Genomic DNA, 20,273 nt, shown 5'->3' on the forward strand with positions numbered 1-20,273 from the left:
AAAATTACAATACTCGAAATATTGTTTTTTAATTTCAATTAATTGATTATCATTATTTTAAATTCCAAAAATTTACAATGGCAGAATTGCATAAAGATTTTTTATTTGTACTGATTAAGTCATTAACAACCTCCGAAAAAAGGCAATTTAAGCTGTATGTAAACCGTCTTGGAATAAATGTAGATGCAAAATTTCTTCTTCTTTTTTCTGAAATGGATAAGATGAAAGAATATGATGAAAATATTATTCTTGATAAGAAAATTTCTACCAAACAACAGCTGTCAAATCTGAAAGCTCATCTTTACAAGCAGATTTTGGTAAGTTTAAGAATGAATCCAATTCATCAGAATTATAGAATACAGTTGCGTGAACAGCTTGATTTTGCCAATATTTTATACCAAAAGGGACTGTATAAACAAGCGTTAAAAATTTTAGATAAAAGCAAACAGACTGCTTTAGAATTAGATGAAAAAAGTATCGCTTCGGAAATTATTGATTTAGAAAAAGTAATTGAATCACAGTTCATTACCAGAAGTATCGAAGGTCGCGCTGATGAATTAATAAAACAATCTACAGAAATCAGCAAACAAAATCATTATGCAACTGAATTATCTAATCTCTCATTAAAATTATACAGTGAAATGCTGACGCATGGTTATGTGAAAAATGATGAAGATCGTGCTGAAATCATGGGAATTTTTAATACTCAAATTCAGAAAATTAATTTTGAAAAGCTGAATTTTACTGAGAAATTATGGTATTTTAAAGCGCATGTCTGGAAAAATCAATTGCTTCAGGAGTATAAATATACATTGAAGTATGCCTTTCAGTGGGTTGATTTATTTCACAAAAATACGGAGATGATTGTAAGTCATCCGGTTTGGTATATTAAAGGAAATACTTATCTGTTAAAAATTCTTTTTCTCTACGGAAATATCGATATGCTGGAAAATCGTTTTAAAGATTTTAATGAGATTGTTAATTCTTCAAGTTTTACTCAAAATGAAAACATACAAGCTCTTGTTTTTCTGACATATTATAATACTTTAATGAATATTCACTTTGTAAAAGGTGAATTCTTTTCAGGTTCAAAATTAATTCCTGAAATCGAACTTAAAATGGAAAGATTCCGTGATAAGATTGATGAACATCATTTCATGATTCTTTATTTAAAAATGGCGGCGATGTTTTTTGGAAGTAAAAAATTTAAGGAGTCGATAAAATATTCATTAAAAGTAATTGAATCTAAAGGAAATGTACAGGAAGATCTATTATTTCACACCAGAATTTTGATATTAATGTCGAAGCATGAATCGGGAAATGATGAAGATTATGATGAATTTATAAAAGCCACTTTAAAGTTCACCAAAAAGATGAAAAAACCAGATGAATTCCATTTTGAAAGCATTAAATTTTTCAAGAATTTAAATGATTTAACGCCAGATAAACAGCTGGAATCTTTCAGAGAATTTGATCATAAATTAGAACTTTTTGCAGGAAATGAATACTACAGAAGGTCTTTATTATATATAGATATTCACGGTTGGGTAAAATCTAAAGTGAAAAATATAGATGTTGTTGAAATTATTAAAGAAAAAGTGAAGTACAAAAGGAAGAATTAATTTTACAGATGTGTTTTTAACTTATTCATAATTAAGCTCTTCATTAATTCTCAATTAATAAAAACGATTTTAATCCTTTTTTAGTATTAAATATCTTTTCAAATATGCCTTAAAGTAGTATTTTAAATAAAAAATGCGTATTTTTGCATCTTAAAATTTCTTAGTAAACAATGATAAAAATTACACTTCCAGACAATAGCGTCAAAGAATTCGAGGCGGGAGTTACTCCGCTAGATGTGGCAAAATCTATAAGCGAGGGATTGGCTAGAAATACCATCTCTGCAGTTGTAAATGACAAACAAGTAGAAACGACCACACCTATAACCACGGATTCTACAGTACAGTTGTTGACTTGGAACGATGATCTTGGAAAGAAGGCTTTCTGGCACTCTTCTGCCCACCTTTTGGCGCAGGCAATCCTTGAATTTTATCCTGATGCTAAGTTAACAATAGGTCCTGCAATCGAAAAAGGATTCTATTATGACGTAGATTTCGGTGACGAAAGCTTGTCTGATAAAGATTTTGAAAAAATCGAAAAAAAGGTTTTAGAAAACGCTAAAAAAGGTTCTACATTCTCTTTATATCCTGTTTCTAAAGAAGAGGCATTAAAGACTTATGCAGATAATCCTTATAAAGTAGAATTGATTTCAAATCTTAATGATGGAGAAATCACTTTCGTTACACATGACAATTTTACAGATCTTTGCCGTGGCGGTCACATTCCGAATACAGGAATTGTGAAGGCAATGAAGATTTTAAATGCTGCAGGAGCTTATTGGAGAGGAAATGAAAACAATCCTCAGTTAACGAGAGTTTATGGTATTTCTTTCCCAAAACAAAAAGATTTAACAGAATATCTTGAGCTTTTAGAAGAAGCTAAGAAAAGAGATCATAGAAAATTAGGTAAAGAATTAGGAATTTTTGCTTTTTCTGAAAAAGTTGGTCAGGGTTTACCTTTATGGTTACCTAAAGGAGCAGCTTTAAGAAAAAAATTAGAAAACTTCCTTTCGGCAGCTCAGAAAAAAGCAGGTTACGAGTTCGTAATTTCTCCGCACATCGGAGCAAAAGAACTTTATGTAACTTCTGGTCACTGGGATAAATATGGAGCAGATAGCTTCCAGCCGATTAAAACTCCGAATGAAGGAGAAGAATTTATGCTGAAACCAATGAACTGTCCGCACCACTGTGAGATTTACAAAACTTCACAATGGAGCTACAGAGATTTGCCTAAAAGATATGCAGAATTCGGAACAGTTTACAGATATGAGCAAAGTGGTGAGCTTCACGGTTTAACGAGAGTTCGTGGGTTTACTCAGGATGATGCGCATTTATTCTGTACACCGGATCAGCTGATGGATGAATTTAAGAAAACTATTGATTTGGTTCTTTATGTTTTCGGTTCATTAGGTTTTGCTGATTTTACGGCTCAGATTTCATTAAGAGATCCCGAAAATAAAGAAAAATATATCGGATCTGACGAAAACTGGGAGAAAGCAGAAAATGCAATCGTAACAGCGGCTACAGAAAAAGGATTAAATACAGTTACTGAATACGGTGAAGCTGCATTCTACGGTCCTAAACTAGATTTCATGGTGAAAGATGCTTTAGGTAGAAAATGGCAGCTTGGTACTATTCAGGTTGATTACAATTTACCGGAAAGATTTGATCTTTGGTATACAGGAAATGATGGTGAAAAACACAGACCGGTAATGATTCACAGAGCACCGTTTGGTTCTATGGAAAGATTTATTGCGATTCTCATTGAGAACACAGCGGGAGATTTTCCATTGTGGCTGGCTCCGGATCAGTTTATCATCCTTCCAATCAGTGAGAAATATGTAGATTATGCTAAAAAAGTTTCTCAATTATTAGAAAATCACGATATTAGCGGATTGATTGATGACAGAAACGAAAAAACGGGTAAAAAAATCCGTGATGCAGAGTTGAAGAAAATTCCATTCATGATTGTAGTGGGAGAAAATGAAGAAAAGGATGGCACAATTTCTGTAAGAAGACGTGGTGAAGGTGATTTGGGTGCAATGAGCATCGAGAATTTCGTTACTTATTTTAAAGAGCAATCGAAAACAGGATTTGAGTTTAATGCTTAAATTACTGGTTTCATTCTGAAAGATTTTCTTCAGAATGATTTTAGAAAAATAGAAAGTTAACCAATAAAATTATAATACAATAGCACAAAGATTTAACAACAGGGGCCCACAAAGACGTCCTGTACAGGAGGACTTACACTTGATCAACGATAAAATTCGTGTGAGAGAGCTGCGTTTAGTGGGCGATAACGTAGAGCCGGGAATTTATCCAATTGACAAAGCAAGACAAATTGCTGCAGAACAAGAATTGGATCTAGTAGTGATTTCCGATAAGGCAGAACCGTTTATTGCAAGAATATTAGAATATAAAAAATTCTTATATGAGCAAAAGAAAAAGCAAAAGGAACTTAAGGCTAAACAAGTAAAAGTGGTTGTAAAAGAGATCCGTTTCGGACCTCAGACAGACGAACACGATTACGAGTTTAAGAGAAAGCATGCTGAAAAATTCCTTGAAGAAGGTTCAAAATTAAAAACCTACGTATTTTTTAAAGGACGTTCGATTATCTTTAAAGATCAGGGAGAAATTTTACTTCTAAAACTTGCTCAGGAACTTGAGCACGTTGGAAAAGTAGACCAGCTTCCTAAACTTGAAGGAAAGAGAATGATTATGATGATGAGTCCTAAAAAACCAGCTAAATAATCTACAGAAGGGTCATTGAGATCCTGTTTATAATATAAACCTCAAAGCAATTTGAGGTTTTTTTGTTTTTACTATAAATATTTATGATTTATAGTACTTTATTAAAGTAGTTAAATCGATGAGAAGAATTTATTTACTATTTTATATAAATTCATAATAGTCATTAATTATTTATTAAAATTTAACTTAGGTTAAGATTATGATGAAAATTTTACTCTAAATTTGCTTTAGAAATAAGAAATCAAAAACTTATTTAAAAATAATAAAACATTAATAACACTTAAACATCAAAGCTATGAGTACATTAAAATTAAAAGACGGAACAGAAATTTTTTACAAAGATCAGGGAGAGGGACCAGTTCTTATGTTTCATCATGGATGGCCACTATCATCTGATGATTGGGATGCACAGGTAATTTTCTTTTTACAGAAAGGTTACAGAGTAATCGCTCATGACAGAAGAGGTCACGGTCGTTCAAGCCAAAATATTTACAATCACACAATTGAACAATACGCTTCCGACGCAGCTGAATTGGTTGAATTCCTTGACCTGAAAGATGTAGTTCACATCGGACATTCTACAGGAGGTGGAGAAGTTATCCGTTATGTTAACAAATATGCTAATGGAAGAGCTAAAAAAGCAGTATTGATCAGTGCTGTTCCTCCAATTATGGTACAAAGCGAAAGTAATCCTGATGGTGTTCCGATGGAAGTTTTCGACGGAATCAGAGATCAAACGCTGAACAACAGACAACAGTTTTATATTGATTTGACTTTTCCTTTCTACGGATATAACAGAGAAGGTGCCGATGTAAAAGAAGGTGTGCAAAGAAACTGGTGGAGACAAGGAATGATGGGCGGAATTGTTGCTCATTACGATGGAATCAAAGCCTTTTCTGAAACAGATTTCAGAGAGGATCTTCAGAATGTTGATCTTCCGGTTTTATTGCTTCATGGAGAAGATGATCAGATTGTTCCTATCGGAAATGCAGCAATAAAATCAGCAAAATTGTTGAAAAACGGTAAATTAATTACTTATCCGGGTTTCCCTCACGGAATGCCTACAACTCATGCTGAAACAATTAATAAAGATCTTTTAGAATTTATTGAGTCATAATTTTATTTATATATTTAAAGATAAACTGCGGGCGATTTTTGTCCGCAGTTTTTATTTTAATGAAGAAAGTCTTTTCTTATAAAAAAATCTGCTTAAAAATATTGGGTTTCTTTTTCCTTTTCTCCTATTGAAAATTTCTTTTCATGTCTCGTTTTTTTTTCGTAATTTTGCAAACTATTATTCCTAAATGTCTTTAGGATAACCAATACAGATATTGATAACAAAACAATAAAAAGCAAAACAATGCCAAAATTAAAAACGAAATCAGGTGCTAAAAAGCGTTTTGCTCTTACTGGTTCTGGTAAGATCAAAAGAAAAAATGCTTACAAAAGCCACATCTTAACTAAGAAAGAAACTAAGCAGAAGAGAAATCTTACTACTACTTCTTACGTAGCTAAAGTGGATGAAAAAAGCGTTCAACGTCAATTAGCAATTAAGTAGTTTTTATAAATCTATATTCGGTTTATAAGAATTCAAAAAATTCAACATTTTAACCCTGAAATGGAGCAGCTAAGAGTAATGAAACAATTACCGCACATTTCAAAAAAACAATTTAAATTATGCCAAGATCAGTAAACTCCGTAGCTTCAAGAGCTCGTAGAAAAAAAGTTTTAAAGCAAGCTAAAGGTTTTTTCGGTAGAAGAAAGAACGTTTGGACTGTAGCTAAAAACGCGGTAGAAAAAGCAATGCAATATGCTTACCGTGGTAGAAAAGAGAAGAAAAGAAATTTCAGATCACTTTGGATCACGCGTATCAACGCAGGAGCTAGAGTACACGGAATGTCTTACTCTCAGTTTATGGGAGCTCTTAAAAAGAACAACATTGAGCTTAACAGAAAAGTTTTAGCAGATTTAGCAATGAATCACCCTGAAGCTTTCAAAGCAGTTGTAGATCAAGTAAAATAATGTAAAATTTTTGTTATCAATATAAATTCCCAAGTTTTTTGCTTGGGATTTTTTTATTATATACATTTGTCTAATATTTAATAAATAAGTAAAACTTTCTTTAAAAGTGAAAAAATTAACTACCCTTCTATTATTATCGTTAACAACTTATAACTTACAGGCTCAAAGTCTTATTCAGGCGTATAAAAACAGGGCAGATCAGGTTTCTCAGACAAATATTACGACACTGTTACAGGAATTTGGGAATCTTGGTGTGAAAACCACAGGCTCTACAGCCAATACAAACGCCTTGAACTGGCTTAAAGCAAAATATCTGTCTTATGGATATACGGCAAGTCAGATGACGGAAGATACGTTTACTTATGGAAGTACAAGTTCAAAAAATTTGATTCTAACCAAAACGGGAACGCTTTATCCTGATACATATGTTATTATTTGCGGACATTACGATACGATTACAGGTCCTGGAGTAAGTGACAACGGAAGCGGGACTTCAATTATTCTGGAAGCTGCAAGAATTTTAAAAGATATTCCGACGGAATATTCCATCAAGTTCATTAATTTTTCCGGAGAAGAACAAGGATTGTTGGGAAGCAATCATTACGCAAATAATGTTGTTTTCTTAAATGGAGTTCGTCAAGTGAATGTACGAGTGGTATTTAATATAGATCAGGTTGGAGGAAAAATAGGAAATACAAACACAGCAATAAAGTGCGAAAGCGACCAAAGCGGACAGACTGCAAATAATGCAACGTCTCTTTCTTTCACACAGCAATTAGCGAACTGTACAACGTTGTATTCGCCTTTGCAGACTGTGATGTCCAATGCATATTCATCAGATTACATGCCTTTTGAAGCTAATGGTGATATCATTACAGGATTTTATGAAAATGTAAGAAGCTACAACGAACATACTGTAAATGATACATTTGCCAATGTAGATCCTGTTTATGTGTTTAATGCGGGAAAAGCGGCAGTTGGTGCGTTACAGCATTTTGCGACGGCAACAACAACTCTATTAAAAACAGATGAAGTAGTTTCAAATACTTTAGAATCTATCAAAGTTTATCCAAATCCTGCAAAAGATTATCTTAATATTGAACTTCCAAAAGATATTAAAGATTTCAAACTGGAAATCACAGATATGAACGGGAGATTGGTTTTAAACAAAGAAAATGAAACAAAAATTAACGTGTTCGGATTGACAAACGGAGCATATTTATGTGCCATTAAAGCAAATGATAAAACAGCGGTAAGAAAGATCATCATCGGAAAATAATTTTATAATTAAATAAATTGAAATCCTGAGTTTTTGCTCGGGATTTTTTTATTGCTACATTTGCAAGATTATTAAAAAATCAAATTAAGGTGAAAAAAATCCCTACTCTTCTACTTTTTTCTTTATCAACTTTAAGCATAAATGCGCAGACTTTTATTCAGGCTTATCAGGACAGAGCCAGTATGGTTTCGCAGACAAATATTACTACAAACCTACAGGATTTTTCAAACCTTGGAGTAAAAACGACTGGTTCTACAGCCAATAATAATGCTTTTAACTGGTTAAAAAATAAATATTTAGCTTTTGGATATTCAACAAATCAGATTACGGAAGATGCTTTCACTTACAGTAATAAAACTTCTAAAAATTTAATTATAACTAAAACGGGAACGCTTTATCCTAATAAATATGTTATTATTTGTGGACATTTCGACAGCATTACCGGTCCTGGAGTGAACGATAACGGAAGCGGAACTTCGATTATTTTGGAGGCTGCAAGAATTTTAAAAGATGTTCCGACGGAATATTCTATTAAATTCATCCACTTTTCCGGTGAAGAACAGGGGTTATTAGGAAGTGCTCATTATGTAAACAATGTAGTTTATCAAAACAATATCAAGCAATTAGATATAAAAATGGTCTTCAATCTTGATCAGGTTGGAGGAAAATTGGGGAACAATAACAATACAATCTATTGTGATGAAGATCAGGGTGGTTTAACGAGTAATAATGCAGCTTCCACAGCAATCACCCAACAATTGAGAAACTGTACGGCTCTTTATTCGCCTCTTTTAACAGCTGTTGATCCTGCTGAAGACACAGATTATATTTCATTTGAAGAAAAAGGAGAAATTATAACCGGTTATTTTGAAAGAATAAGAAGTAATTATCCTCATACTTCAAATGATACCTTTGCCAATACCGATCCTGTTTACATTTTTAATGTCGGAAAGGCTTCTGTAGGAGCTTTACAGCATTTTGCAGTGGCAACAAGTTCTTTATTAAAAACAGAAGAAACCATTGTTAAAAATCCTTTAGAATCAATAAAAATTTATCCTAATCCTGCGAAAGATACTTTAAATATTGAACTTCCAAAGGAAATCAAAAATTTTAATTTTGAAATTACAGATTTATCCGGAAGGTCTTTGATTACAACGAAAAATGAAACTAAGATTAATGTTTCAACATTGAAAAAAGGAGCATATCTAGGTGTTATTACATCTGATGAAAAAACTGCAGTGAGAAAAATTTTAATTAAATAATTTAAGAAAAGAGCCAATCCTAAAATTGGCTCTTTTTTATTTTTTAACCACCTTTAGTAGTTTCAGTGGGGCTTACTTTTCCTACGCTACCTCTTTTTTTTCCGGAAGTATTATTCGGATCATTTGTTTCTTTGCTTTTTGGCAATTAAGGATTTTCTTTTTGTCTTCGGTCATGATTTTAGTTTCTAATTCATCTAAAAGTACAGTTTATTTATCACGTGACATCAAAATTTCTTCAATATCTCCTAAACTGATATTTTTTGCTTTCAATAAAATCAAAAAGTGATACAATAAATCGGCAGCTTCATTTTTAAACAGATCATCATTATCATCTTTTGATTCAATCACCAGTTCTACAGCTTCCTCTCCTACTTTTTGAGCAACTTTATTGATCCCTCTCTGAAATAACGAATAAGTATAAGATCCTTCTGTTTTTTCATTGATTCTTTGACCTACATTTTCCTCTAATTCATATAAAAAACCTTTAGAACTTTTCTCGCCAAAACAACTGAAACTTCCCGTGTGACAAACTATATTTTTAGGAATTACTTTAATTAAAATCGTATCGTTATCGCAATCAATTTCAATATTTTTTACTGTTAAGAAATTTCCGGACTCCTCACCTTTTGTCCAAAGTCTATTTTTTGAACGGCTGAAAAACGTAACAATTCCTTCACTTTTTGTTTTTTCAAAAGCTTCTTCGTTCATATAACCCAACATCAGCACCTGTAACGTTCTATTATCCTGAATAATAACAGGAACTAAACCATCACTTTTATTAAAATTTATATTCATCGTATTGCTATTTTTTTAGATTTTAATTCACTTTTCAAATCCTGGATTTTCACTTCTCCAAAATGAAAAATACTTGCGGCTAAAGCTCCCGTTGTTTTGGTTTGATTAAAAACGTTCTCAAAATCTTCAATATTTCCAGCACCTCCGGAAGCAATTACAGGAATATTTACATTTTCGGAAATTAATTTTGTGATTCTAAGATCAAAACCTTTTTTCGTCCCGTCTCCATCCATTGAAGTTAAAAGGATTTCTCCGGCTCCCAATTCTTCTACTTTTTTTGCCCAATCTAATGTTTTCAAATCCGTTTTTTCTCTTCCACCTTTTACATACACCCAATCCGAATTATCAACAAATTTTGTATCAATCGCAACAACAACACACTGACTTCCAAATTCTTTAGCCAAACCAGAAATCAATTGTGGATTTTTAACGGCAGAAGAATTAATACTGATCTTATCCGCTCCGGCTTCTAACAATTTTCTAACGTCTTCAATCGTCGAAATTCCACCTCCAATAGTGAACGGAATACTTAGTTCTTTAGCAATATCTTTTACTAATTCAACAAAAGTTTTTCGCTCTTCAATTGTTGCCGTAATATCTAAAAAAACCAATTCATCGGCCCCTTCAGTTTCATACCTTTTTGCCAGTTCAATAGGATTTCCGGCATTTCTCAATCCTTCAAAGTTGATTCCTTTCACCGTTGTTCCATCTTTGATGTCCAAACATGGAATAATTCTTTTTTTAAGCATTCTCAATAAAATTTTGAAGTTGTTTTAAGCTAATCCTGTCTTCATAAATCGCTTTTCCGATAATCGTTCCGGAACATCCTATTTCTTTCATTTTGTAAACATCTTCAATCCCTGAAATTCCGCCACTCGCAACCAATTGAATGGAAGTTTGAGCTAAAATATCTTGGTATAAATCTGTTGAAGGACCTTCCAGCATTCCGTCTTTTGAAATATCTGTGCAGATTGTATTTTTTACCTCTTTTTTCTGATATTGTAGGATAAAATCAATTACATCTCTATCGCTTTCTTCCAGCCAGCCTGAAGTTTTTATTTTCCTATTTTCACAATCAGCTCCCAGAATAATTTTTTCTGATCCAAATTTTTGAATTAAATCAAAACAAAACTCAGGATTTTGAACCGCAATACTTCCGATCGTAATCTGTTTTGCCCCTGAATTGAAGACGATTTCTATATCTTCCAACGTTTTCAAACCACCTCCAAAATCAATTTCTAAAGACGTTTCTTTAGCAATATTTTCCAATACTTTCTGGTTGACAATATGTTTAGATTTTGCTCCATCCAAATCAACCAAATGAAGAAATTTTATTCCAAAATCTTCAAATTCTTTAGCAACTTCTACAGGATTTTTATTGTAAATTTTCTTTGTGTCATAATCACCTTTTGACAGACGCACACATTTTCCGTCAATAATATCAATGGCAGGAATAATTTTCATACTTAAAGTTTTAAAAAGTTTTGTAATAATTGACTTCCAATTTTTCCCGATTTTTCAGGGTGAAACTGCATCGCAACAAAATTATCTTTTTGTAAAGATGCACTGAAAGGCAAAATGTAATCGCAAATGGATGTTGTGCTTTCCGATAATTCACAATAAAAACTATGTACAAAATACACATCATTGTTTTCTTTAATCTCTGAAAATAAATCTGATTTAAAATCTGAAATTGTATTCCAACCAATGTGTGGAACGATATTTTTTGCAGGAAATTTCTTTACATTAATATCAAAAATTCCCATTCCTACAGTGTTTCCTTCTTCGTTGTTTTTACACATTAATTGCATTCCCAGACAAATTCCTAAAACAGGTTGTTTCAAAGTTGGAATTAACTGATCTAAGCCTTTTTCTTTTAAAATTCTCATCGTTGAAGACGCTTCACCAACTCCCGGAAAAATAACTTTATCAGCTTTTTGAATTAAGTCAAAATTATCTGTAATAATCGATTCTGCACCTAATCTGTTCAATGCGTTTTGCACGGAATTTACGTTTCCGCCATTGTATTTTATAATTGCAATCATTTATAAACTTCCTTTCGTTGATGGTACATTAAAATTCTGATCCGATTGATTCACAGCCATTTTTATTGCCTTCGCAAAAGCTTTGAAAACCGATTCAATCTTGTGGTGTTCATTTTCTCCTTCAACTTTAATATTTACATTACATTTGGCTGAATCAGTGAAAGATTTAAAGAAGTGTTGAAACATTTCCGTCGATACATCTCCTATTTTTTCTCTTTTAAAATCTGCATTCCAAACTAACCACGAACGTCCTCCGAAATCAATGGCAACCTGCGCCAAACAATCATCCATCGGAAGTAAAAAACCATATCTTTCAATTCCTTTTTTCTTTCCTAAAGCTTTCAAAACAGCTTCTCCCAAAACAATTCCTGTATCTTCAATCGTATGATGTTCATCAACCTGCAGATCGCCTTTCACTTCAATTTTCAAATCTAAATTTCCGTGTTTTGAGATTTGTTCAAGCATATGATCAAAAAAATGTAATCCTGTTGAGATGTCGGAATTTCCACTTCCGTCAAGATTAACTTCGATTTCAATATCCGTTTCATTTGTTTTTCTTGAAACGTTTGATTTTCGAGGAATCTGTTTTAAATATTGATAAATTTCACTCCAGCTTTCTGTGCTCAATTCTGCATCATCATTTTGAATTTTATTAATGAAAATCGCTTTTGAAGTTAAATTTTTTGCTAGTTGAATATCTGTCAATCGATCTCCTACCACGAAAGAATTTTCAAGATCGTAATCTCCGTAAATGTATTTTCCGAACATTCCTATTCCTGGTTTTCTGGTAGGTAGATTTTCGTGTTCAAAACTTTTATCAATAAGAATGTCATTGAAAATAATTCCTTCGTTTTCAAAGGCTTTCAACATTTTTTCATGAGGTTTTATAAAATTTTCATAAGGAAAACTCTCCGTTCCCAAACCATCCTGATTGGTCACAATTACCAATTCATAGTCAAACTCTTTAGCAATTTTTGAGAGGTTTTGAAAGACTTCGGGATAAAACTCTAATTTCTCTAAAGAATCAACTTGAAAATCAGTTTTTGGTTCAATAATTAATGTTCCGTCTCTATCTATAAATAATGCTTTTTTCATAATTCAATACTTTTTAAAACGTTAATTAACTGAATATTTTCTTCTCGATTTCCAACATTTATTCGGATACAATTTGGAATTTGTGGACTTCTTTTGCTGGTCAGAATTTCTTTTTTCAATAGTTTTTCATAAACTTTTTCAACATTTTCAAACTCAATCAAAAAGAAATTGGCATCGCTTGGATAAACTTTTTTAATACAATCAATCTCTCTAAATTTATTTTTCAACCACGATTTTTCAATTAAAGTGTTTTCTATATTTTTATTTATATTATCCTTTATATTAATCAGTTCTGTTATTTTATTTAAACTTAAAGAATTAATATTATAAGGAGCTTTTACCATATTAATCAACTTAATAATTTCTTTCGACGAATAAGCAACACCCACTCTTGCTCCCGCCATTCCCCAAGCTTTTGAAAAGGTTTGAAGAACAATAAGATTGGGGTATTCTTCAAGTAATTCAATACATGATTTTTTTCCAGAAAACTCAATATAAGCTTCATCAACCACCACAATTCCCTTGAAATTCTGAACATAAAATTCAATATCATCGATACTGTTTCCTGTCGGATTATTGGGGGAACACAAAAAGAAAATTTTTAACTGATTACCTATAATTGTATTTAAAAAATCCTCTTTTATAATTTTAAAATTTTCATTTAAATCTAACTTTACAACTTTGTTTTCATTAATCGAAGCATAAAAACCATACATGGCGAAAGATGGATTCATCATTAAAATTGAATCGTTTTTAGGTTCACAAAAAACCTTAATAATTAAATCAATCAGTTCATCACTTCCGTTTCCGATTGCCATTTGATCCGCTGAAATATTTTTTATTTCTGAGAGCTTTTGCTTTAATTTTTTCTGCGTAGAATCAGGATAACGATTCAATTCACCATACGGACTTTCGTTGACATCCAACAAAATCGGATTTTCAAATTCATTATGATCTCTGAAACTGATGTAAGGCTGCAGTTCAAGGATATTTTTTCTTACTAAACTATTGATATTAAATTCTTTCATTTTCTTTATTTAATCGTATTGTAACGGCATTTTTATGAGCAAATAATCCTTCTGCTTCTGCCATGATTTCTATTGTTTCTCCTAAATTCTGAAGTCCTTCTTCTGAGAGATTTTGGAAAGTAATTTTCTTCACAAAACTGTCTAAAGACACTCCGCTATAATTCTTTGCAAATCCGTTCGTTGGAAGTGTATGATTAGTTCCGCTAGCATAATCTCCTGCACTTTCACACGAATAATTTCCCAGAAATACTGAACCTGCATTTTGAATTTTCGGAATATATTTTTCAAAGTCTTCCAAAGCTAAAATCAAATGTTCAGGAGCATATAAATTGCTGAATTCCAAAGCTTCATCAATTGTACTCAATAAAATAAAATGACTGTTTTTCAATGATTCTTTCGCCAACTCATTTCTTGGAAGTTCTTTAAGCTGATTTTCCGTTTCTTTAATGGTTTGGTTAAAAATTTTCTCATTCGTAGAAATAAAAATCACCTGACTGTCGCTTCCGTGTTCTGTCTGGGAAAGCAAATCGGCTGCACAGAATTCCGGAATTGCATTTTCATCAGCAATTACTAACACTTCACTTGGTCCTGCAGGCATATCGATGGCAACGCCGAATTTCTGACAGTATTCTTTTGCCGCAACAACATATTGATTTCCAGGACCAAAAATTTTGTAAACTTTCGGAATGCTTTCCGTACCAAAAGTCATGGCTGCAATGGCTTGAGCGCCACCTGTTTTAAATATTTTAGTTACTCCGCAAAGTTTTGCTGTGTAAAGAATCGCAGGATTAATATTACCGTTTTTATCCGGAGGCGTGCATAAAATTATTTCCTTACAACCCGCTAATTGCGCAGGAATAGCAAGCATTAAAACGGTTGAAAATAAAGGGGCTGTTCCTCCGGGAATATAGATTCCCACTTTTTCTATCGCTCGGTTTTCTCTCCAGCAAACAACTCCTTTTGTTGTTTCAATCTTTTCAATTTCAACGATTTGTGAAGCGTGAAACTTGGTAATATTATCTTTTGCCTGTTGAATCGCAAGCTTCAATTCGTCACTGATTATGCTTTCCGCATTTTCTATTTCTTCTTCTGAAACCTGAATATTTTTAACTTCTGCATTATCGAATTTTTTATTAAAATCAATTAAAGCCTGATCTCCATTTTCTTCGACATTTTTGAAAATATCAAATATGATTTCTGTAAGTTTTTCTCTTTTTAAAACTGGTCTTTTTATCAATTCAGACCAAGTGTTTTTATCTGGATATTTATTAATTTTCATATCAGATGACCATTTTATCAATTGGAATTATTAAAATATCCTGCGCTCCTTTTTCTTTCAGTTCGTCAATCACTTCCCAAAACCTTTCTCCGTTAATTACTGAATGAATACTGCTCCAACCCTCTTCTGCCAAAGGAATTACAGTCGGACTTTTAAGAACAGGAAGAGTTTTTGAAATAATTTCAATTTTGTTATTCGGAACATTCATTAAGATATATTTTGAATTTTTAGCCTTCAAAACAGCTTTAATTCTGAAAAGAAATTTTTCTAAGATATTCTGTTTTTCTATATCCAATTGAGATGTTTTTGCCAAAACGGCTTCAGACTTTAATAATGTAATAGTTTCTCTCAAACCATTTTTAAATAATGTACTTCCAGAGCTTACAATATCACAAATTCCGTCTGCTAATCCGATGTTTGGGGCAATTTCTACAGAGCCGGAAATCACATGAATATCGGCAGAGATATTATTTTTATTGAGAAAATTCTTGAGAGTATTCGGATAAGAAGTAGCAATTTTTTTACCTTGAAAATAGTCGATATCGTCAGTTTCAACTTCTTTTGGAATGGCTAATGAAACTCTGCATTTTGAAAATCCTAAAGGTTGAATAATTTCAATATTTTTCTGTTTTTCTGCTAAAAGATTCTCACCGACAATGGCAATATCTACCACTCCATCTTCAAGATATTGAGGAATATCTGAGTTTCGCAGATACATAATTTCGATTGGGAAATTTTCTACAGAAACTTTCAGCTGATCTTTTCCGTTATTGATGAAAATTCCACAGTCTTTGAGGAGTTGAAGGGATTCTTCGCAAAGCCGTCCGCTTTTTTGTATGGCAATTTTTAATTTACTCATTTTACTTTTGTTAGGTCTGAGCAAATAAAAAATGGTTGGATTGAAAAAATTTCCCGGAAAAATTTAGAAACAAAAAAACCGTCTATTTACTCAGACGGTTTTTAAATATTTTTGATTTTTACACAAAACATATCGATCAATTCCGCCTAACAGAGATGATGATAATGATGTAGTGTTAAAAAATTCGGTTTCATTGTTGAAATTTTGTGGTACAAATGTAGAACTTATTTTTAAACTGCAAAGATTTTATTGCAATATTTTTTTGTAAAGACTCATTAATTGATTGGCAATTGGCTCATCATTAAACTTCTGAACAAACTCAAAACCCTTATCAGCACGGCGTTTTCTTTCCGATTCATTATCCCATAAAAATTTTATTTTTGACTGAATATCTAAATAATTTTCAGGAGTAATATAAACAGAATCCGATCCACCCGCTTCAGGAAGACAACTTGTATTGCTTGTAATCGTTACTGTTTTGGAAAAAAGTGCTTCTATGACAGGGATTCCAAAGCCTTCGAAAAAGCTTGGATAAACAAAAATATCAGCCAATTTGTAAATAATTGCCAGTTCATTCATAGAAACGCCTTCTAAAAAATGAATCTGTTTTTCCATTTTATTTTTCATAATAAAATTCGATATTTTTTGAAAATATTTTGTTTTTTTTCCGACTACAACTAATGGAATTTCTGTATCTTTTATTGCTTTAATAACATTTAAAAGATTTTTACGTTCTTCAATCGTTCCAACATTTAAAACAAACCTTTCCGGAAGGTTGAATTTTTGCTTTGTATTTTGAATTAATTCATTGGACTGCTGTGCTTTAAAAGCTTTGTGACAACCTTGGTAAATCACTTCAATTTTATTTTCAGAAACTTTTAAAAATTGAATAATATCTCTTTTTGTCTGTTCTGAAATGGCAATGATTTTATCCGCAGAATTTGCCGCTTTTTTGAATTTCCAAAGATGAATTTTTCTGTCAAAAAAAGAATAATATTGAGGATATCTTACAAATATCAAATCGTGAATGGTGACGATTTTTTTGACAGGTTTCTTGTCCCATTTCAAAGGTAGTTCACCCGATAAACCATGAAAAATATCCACATTTCGCTGTTGTGCATCTTTTCCCATTTTGAATTGGCGCGACATCGTTCCTTTTGACGTTTCAACAAAATGAACATTTGGTTTATTTAAAATATCAGCTCCTCGTTCAGACTTATTTTTATTCAATAAAAGGTATTCATTTTCAGGAAAATATTCAGATAGGATTCTGACCAAATCTCTTGAATAATTTCCTAAACCCGAAGTGTTATGAAAAAAACGTTTGGCATCGAAAGCGATTTTCATGATTCTATTTGTTTTTGAAATTCCTGAAATGTTCCGAATGAATAATTTTTACTTTTTAACCAATAAATGAATTCCTCGAATCTTTCAACCATATCTTTTCCTGAATTTTTCACGGTAAAACCAGGTAATTTAAAAGCTTCATCTTTAATTTCGGCAAATTCCCATGGATGAAAATAAATGTTTAAATAATTGTCTTTTTTCAACGTATCCGAAGCTAGTTTTTTGTAAAAAGATAAAGGAAAATTGTGAAAACTCAGCCAAAATAAGGGAATCCTGAAATTCGGAGAAACCGAAGCCGGAATTTGCGTCACATTTCCTTCCTTAAAATACGTTCTGGAAACTTTCAAATTATTATATCTTCCTGGAAGAAACGTAGGATTGATGGATGAATTGTAAGAATATCCTGCATTTTCTACCGCATTTTTGCTTACAGGCATCATTCTCGGCATTCTCAAACCCGTCACTTTTGTGGAAAATAATTCTTCTAATCTGTCTTTTGATTCTTTTAGGTGCTTTTCTTCAAAATCAGAATGAAACCATGTATGGGAAGCCAATTCGTGACCTTCGATCAATAATCGTTCAATTAATTTTTTGCTGTTTTCAGCAAAAACTACAGTTGAGAAAAAAGTAGCTTTTACATTAATTTTTTTAAGAATATCTAAAATTCTTTCGAGTCCGTTTTGTGAGATTGAGATTTGCTCTTCAAAAGGAATTTCTCCTTTGTATTCTAATGGCATATCAAATTCCTCGATGTCAAAACTTAATAAAACCATTTTATTGAAAATTTTTATTTTTTATGATATAATTAGGTCTTTCTTTTACTTGTTTGAAGATTTTACCTAAATAAATCCCTATAATTCCTAAGATAATTAATTGTAACCCTCCAAAGAAAACGATGGTCATAATTAATGATGCCCAACCTGAAATTTCTGTTTTAGCAATGAATGAATAAAGGACATAAATTCCATAACCAACTACAGAAATGCCAGAGAACAAAAATCCCAAATAAGCTGCAATAGATAAAGGTTTTACACTAAAAGCAGTAATTCCTGTGAAGGCAAAAGTGATCATTTTTTTGAGATTATAACTGCTTTCTCCTGCGATTCTTTCATTTGCGGTAAACTCAATTCCTGTTTGTTTGAAACCCATCCAACTCGTTAAACCTCTTAAAAACAAATCATCTTCGTTGAAGCTTCTCATCACTTCAACTGCATTTGCATCCATCAATCTGAAGTCTGAACCGCCTCCCTTAGTCAAATTAACATCTGACAGACTTGATAAAATTTTATAGAAAAAATCTGAAGTTTTCCTTTTAAAATAAGAAATCCGTTTGGGATAGGTTCTAATCGTATAAACAATATCGTTTCCTTCTTCCCATTTTTCAATCATTTCCGGAATGAGTTCCGGCGGATGCTGCAAATCACCATCCATTGAAATAACTGCATTTCCATGAGCATTATCCATTCCCGCTTTTACGGCAGGTTGATGTCCGAAATTTCTTGAAAATTCAATGAATTTTACTTCATTATATTGTTGGGAAAGTTCTTCTAATCTTTGCTGAGTATTGTCCCGACTTCCATCATTTACAAAGATAATTTCAAAATCATAATTGCTTAAACCATCAAAAACTTCTCTAATTTTCTGGTGAACCAAAGCAACGTTTCCTTCTTCGTTATGGGCAGGAATGACGATGGAAATTTTCTTCATAGTATTAATTCAGGCTGTAATCTTTTTCAAAATTTTTAGTTAAAAGCTCATAAGTTACCCTCAACCAAATAATAATGCAAGGTACAGCTTTTAAAGAATATTTTTTGATATAATTCTCTTTTACAAATTTTGGAAATAAATCTGAAGTTGAAAAACAAGTGAAAATAATCACGAAAATTAATAATCCAATAATCAATGGTGATCTTTCTTTTTGAAGGAAAAACCAGATTAAAACTCCCACAACTGCAATAATATACGTTGGAGATTCTGAACTTGAACTGAACAATACCAAAAATAGTAAAGTTGAAGCCAAAATCATCAATTGGAATGCGTAATTTTTATATTGTTTAATTCTGATATAAGGTAAGGCAAAAAGTGGTAAACCTGCCGCTAAAAACACTAAATTTGAAATCGAAGCATCACTTAAAATCCTTCTGAAAAAGCCCATCAATGAAATATCCTGCATATTTCCAAGAACCTGATTTTCATTGTTTTTTTCTACAAGCGACTGAAACCAATCCGAATAACACTGAATCACAAATTTCGGAGTTGAATATGCCATTGGCAGAACGAAAAATAATACCGCAATAATTAATCCTGAAAGAATAAATTTCGTTTTATTTTTGATGAAGAAAAACTGCGTTAGTCCTACAATTCCATAAATTTTCACAAATACTCCTATTAAAATTGCAGTTACAGATTTTACTTCTTTTCTTTCGTAAATGTAAGTTGCAGACAATAATAAAAGTCCTGTCAGAGCCACATTAAATTGTAAACTTAAAGCAGCTGTAATATATTCCTGCAGACATAACAATCCAAAAATCGCCTTTTTTGAATCAGAAAAAGGAAGCTTATAAATTCCGTAAATGAAGATTAAAGTATTGGCAACATTCCAAAGAGAAATTCCCAGCCAATCGGGCATTAAAGCAAATGGAGCGATTAACGCACTGAAAAAAACGCCATAATGATTTAAATCAAAAAAAAGATCAGGATAATGAATAAATAAATTTTTCTGATTGACAGTATTAAAAAATACACTCTTGAAAATCAGATAATTATTGATCGCGTAAGCTCCTCTATTATATTTCGAAATCGCCGTAACAATTGATATAATAAGATAAACCCCAAATATATATTTAGGGTTTAGTAGTATTTTAAGAAATTTTTCTTTCAAAATAGTGGTAT

At 32.0% G+C, this 20,273-nt stretch carries 20 protein-coding genes; 8 read left to right on the forward strand and 12 right to left on the reverse strand.

Going from position 1 to position 20,273, the window contains the following annotated elements:
- The first annotated feature begins 77 nt into the window (after window positions 1-77).
- The 8 genes from ABD940_RS05680 (at window position 78) to ABD940_RS05715 (ending at window position 8,933) form a co-directional block, all read left to right on the forward strand.
- A complete protein-coding gene (locus tag ABD940_RS05680; RefSeq protein WP_345200891.1) occupies window positions 78-1,622 on the forward strand; it encodes a hypothetical protein in 1,545 nt (514 codons plus the stop codon).
- 170 nt (window positions 1,623-1,792) lie between these two features.
- Window positions 1,793-3,730: a threonine--tRNA ligase gene (gene thrS, locus ABD940_RS05685; RefSeq protein ID WP_345200893.1), complete on the forward strand. Its 1,938-nt coding sequence runs from the start codon at window positions 1,793-1,795 to the stop codon at window positions 3,728-3,730.
- 139 nt (window positions 3,731-3,869) lie between these two features.
- The gene (infC, locus tag ABD940_RS05690; RefSeq protein ID WP_345200895.1) at window positions 3,870-4,370 is read left to right on the forward strand and encodes a translation initiation factor IF-3; all 501 of its coding nucleotides are present in this window, start codon (window positions 3,870-3,872) and stop codon (window positions 4,368-4,370) included.
- A 295-nt stretch (window positions 4,371-4,665) separates the two neighbouring features.
- Window positions 4,666-5,487, forward strand: coding sequence for an alpha/beta fold hydrolase (locus ABD940_RS05695; protein WP_345200896.1), 822 nt, complete (start codon window positions 4,666-4,668; stop codon window positions 5,485-5,487).
- Window positions 5,488-5,730: 243 nt separating this feature from the next.
- Window positions 5,731-5,928: a 50S ribosomal protein L35 gene (gene rpmI, locus ABD940_RS05700; RefSeq protein ID WP_002979658.1), complete on the forward strand. Its 198-nt coding sequence runs from the start codon at window positions 5,731-5,733 to the stop codon at window positions 5,926-5,928.
- Window positions 5,929-6,047: 119 nt separating this feature from the next.
- On the forward strand, window positions 6,048-6,392 hold the full coding sequence (rplT, locus tag ABD940_RS05705) for a 50S ribosomal protein L20 (protein ID WP_047402053.1): 345 nt from the start codon (window positions 6,048-6,050) through the stop codon (window positions 6,390-6,392).
- A gap of 106 nt (window positions 6,393-6,498) precedes the next feature.
- On the forward strand, window positions 6,499-7,671 hold the full coding sequence (locus tag ABD940_RS05710) for a M28 family peptidase (protein WP_345200899.1): 1,173 nt from the start codon (window positions 6,499-6,501) through the stop codon (window positions 7,669-7,671).
- An 89-nt stretch (window positions 7,672-7,760) separates the two neighbouring features.
- Window positions 7,761-8,933, forward strand: coding sequence for a M28 family peptidase (locus tag ABD940_RS05715; protein WP_345200902.1), 1,173 nt, complete (start codon window positions 7,761-7,763; stop codon window positions 8,931-8,933).
- A gap of 207 nt (window positions 8,934-9,140) precedes the next feature.
- Here ABD940_RS05715 and hisIE read toward each other — a convergent pair whose 3' ends face one another.
- The 12 genes from hisIE to ABD940_RS05775 form a co-directional block, all read right to left on the reverse strand.
- On the reverse strand, window positions 9,141-9,728 hold the full coding sequence (gene hisIE, locus ABD940_RS05720; protein ID WP_345200904.1) for a bifunctional phosphoribosyl-AMP cyclohydrolase/phosphoribosyl-ATP diphosphatase HisIE: 588 nt from the start codon (window positions 9,726-9,728) through the stop codon (window positions 9,141-9,143).
- A complete protein-coding gene (gene hisF, locus ABD940_RS05725; protein WP_345200907.1) occupies window positions 9,725-10,477 on the reverse strand; it encodes an imidazole glycerol phosphate synthase subunit HisF in 753 nt (250 codons plus the stop codon). The genes hisIE and hisF overlap by 4 nt, the downstream gene beginning before the upstream one ends.
- On the reverse strand, window positions 10,470-11,192 hold the full coding sequence (gene hisA / locus ABD940_RS05730; RefSeq protein ID WP_345200910.1) for a 1-(5-phosphoribosyl)-5-[(5-phosphoribosylamino)methylideneamino]imidazole-4-carboxamide isomerase: 723 nt from the start codon (window positions 11,190-11,192) through the stop codon (window positions 10,470-10,472). Before hisA ends, hisF begins: the two co-directional genes overlap by 8 nt.
- Before the next feature lie 2 nt (window positions 11,193-11,194).
- A complete protein-coding gene (hisH, locus tag ABD940_RS05735) occupies window positions 11,195-11,773 on the reverse strand; it encodes an imidazole glycerol phosphate synthase subunit HisH (protein ID WP_345200912.1) in 579 nt (192 codons plus the stop codon).
- Window positions 11,774-12,868, reverse strand: a complete 1,095-nt coding sequence (gene hisB, locus ABD940_RS05740; RefSeq protein WP_345200914.1) for a bifunctional histidinol-phosphatase/imidazoleglycerol-phosphate dehydratase HisB — start codon at window positions 12,866-12,868, stop codon at window positions 11,774-11,776. It lies immediately after the preceding gene.
- Window positions 12,865-13,896: a histidinol-phosphate transaminase gene (gene hisC, locus ABD940_RS05745; protein ID WP_345200916.1), complete on the reverse strand. Its 1,032-nt coding sequence runs from the start codon at window positions 13,894-13,896 to the stop codon at window positions 12,865-12,867. Before hisC ends, hisB begins: the two co-directional genes overlap by 4 nt.
- Entirely contained in the window at window positions 13,883-15,175 is a 1,293-nt protein-coding gene (hisD, locus tag ABD940_RS05750; RefSeq protein WP_345200918.1) for a histidinol dehydrogenase, read from the reverse strand. The genes hisC and hisD overlap by 14 nt, the downstream gene beginning before the upstream one ends.
- A gap of 1 nt (window position 15,176) precedes the next feature.
- Window positions 15,177-16,034 (reverse strand): ATP phosphoribosyltransferase, encoded by an 858-nt coding sequence (hisG, locus tag ABD940_RS05755; RefSeq protein WP_345200920.1) that lies wholly within the window; start codon window positions 16,032-16,034, stop codon window positions 15,177-15,179.
- Between the two features lie 246 nt (window positions 16,035-16,280).
- Window positions 16,281-17,381, reverse strand: a complete 1,101-nt coding sequence (locus tag ABD940_RS05760) for a glycosyltransferase family 4 protein (protein WP_345200922.1) — start codon at window positions 17,379-17,381, stop codon at window positions 16,281-16,283.
- Window positions 17,378-18,154, reverse strand: coding sequence for a polysaccharide deacetylase family protein (locus tag ABD940_RS05765; protein WP_345200925.1), 777 nt, complete (start codon window positions 18,152-18,154; stop codon window positions 17,378-17,380). The genes ABD940_RS05760 and ABD940_RS05765 overlap by 4 nt, the downstream gene beginning before the upstream one ends.
- A gap of 1 nt (window position 18,155) precedes the next feature.
- On the reverse strand, window positions 18,156-19,088 hold the full coding sequence (locus ABD940_RS05770; protein WP_345200927.1) for a glycosyltransferase family 2 protein: 933 nt from the start codon (window positions 19,086-19,088) through the stop codon (window positions 18,156-18,158).
- A gap of 4 nt (window positions 19,089-19,092) precedes the next feature.
- Entirely contained in the window at window positions 19,093-20,262 is a 1,170-nt protein-coding gene (locus tag ABD940_RS05775; RefSeq protein ID WP_345200929.1) for a glycosyltransferase family 87 protein, read from the reverse strand.
- Window positions 20,263-20,273: the final 11 nt, after the last annotated feature.

Source organism: Chryseobacterium ginsengisoli (genome assembly GCF_039542325.1).
Taxonomy (GTDB): Bacteria; Bacteroidota; Bacteroidia; order Flavobacteriales; family Weeksellaceae; genus Chryseobacterium; species Chryseobacterium ginsengisoli.

Excerpts from the sequence above, each read along its gene's own strand:
- thrS (WP_345200893.1), top strand. The coding sequence starts at position 1,793 with ATGATAAAAATTACACTTCCAGACAATAGCGTCAAAGAATTCGAGGCG.
- ABD940_RS05770 (WP_345200927.1), bottom strand. The coding sequence starts at position 19,088 with ATGAAGAAAATTTCCATCGTCATTCCTGCCCATAACGAAGAAGGAAAC.
- hisD (WP_345200918.1), bottom strand. The coding sequence starts at position 15,175 with ATGAAAATTAATAAATATCCAGATAAAAACACTTGGTCTGAATTGATA.
- ABD940_RS05760 (WP_345200922.1), bottom strand. The coding sequence starts at position 17,381 with ATGAAAATCGCTTTCGATGCCAAACGTTTTTTTCATAACACTTCGGGT.
- ABD940_RS05765 (WP_345200925.1), bottom strand. The coding sequence starts at position 18,154 with ATGGTTTTATTAAGTTTTGACATCGAGGAATTTGATATGCCATTAGAA.
- rpmI (WP_002979658.1), top strand. The coding sequence starts at position 5,731 with ATGCCAAAATTAAAAACGAAATCAGGTGCTAAAAAGCGTTTTGCTCTT.
- hisF (WP_345200907.1), bottom strand. The coding sequence starts at position 10,477 with ATGCTTAAAAAAAGAATTATTCCATGTTTGGACATCAAAGATGGAACA.
- hisB (WP_345200914.1), bottom strand. The coding sequence starts at position 12,868 with ATGAAAAAAGCATTATTTATAGATAGAGACGGAACATTAATTATTGAA.
- hisIE (WP_345200904.1), bottom strand. The coding sequence starts at position 9,728 with ATGAATATAAATTTTAATAAAAGTGATGGTTTAGTTCCTGTTATTATT.
- hisC (WP_345200916.1), bottom strand. The coding sequence starts at position 13,896 with ATGAAAGAATTTAATATCAATAGTTTAGTAAGAAAAAATATCCTTGAA.
- rplT (WP_047402053.1), top strand. The coding sequence starts at position 6,048 with ATGCCAAGATCAGTAAACTCCGTAGCTTCAAGAGCTCGTAGAAAAAAA.
- hisA (WP_345200910.1), bottom strand. The coding sequence starts at position 11,192 with ATGAAAATTATTCCTGCCATTGATATTATTGACGGAAAATGTGTGCGT.
- ABD940_RS05680 (WP_345200891.1), top strand. The coding sequence starts at position 78 with ATGGCAGAATTGCATAAAGATTTTTTATTTGTACTGATTAAGTCATTA.
- hisG (WP_345200920.1), bottom strand. The coding sequence starts at position 16,034 with ATGAGTAAATTAAAAATTGCCATACAAAAAAGCGGACGGCTTTGCGAA.
- hisH (WP_345200912.1), bottom strand. The coding sequence starts at position 11,773 with ATGATTGCAATTATAAAATACAATGGCGGAAACGTAAATTCCGTGCAA.
- ABD940_RS05695 (WP_345200896.1), top strand. The coding sequence starts at position 4,666 with ATGAGTACATTAAAATTAAAAGACGGAACAGAAATTTTTTACAAAGAT.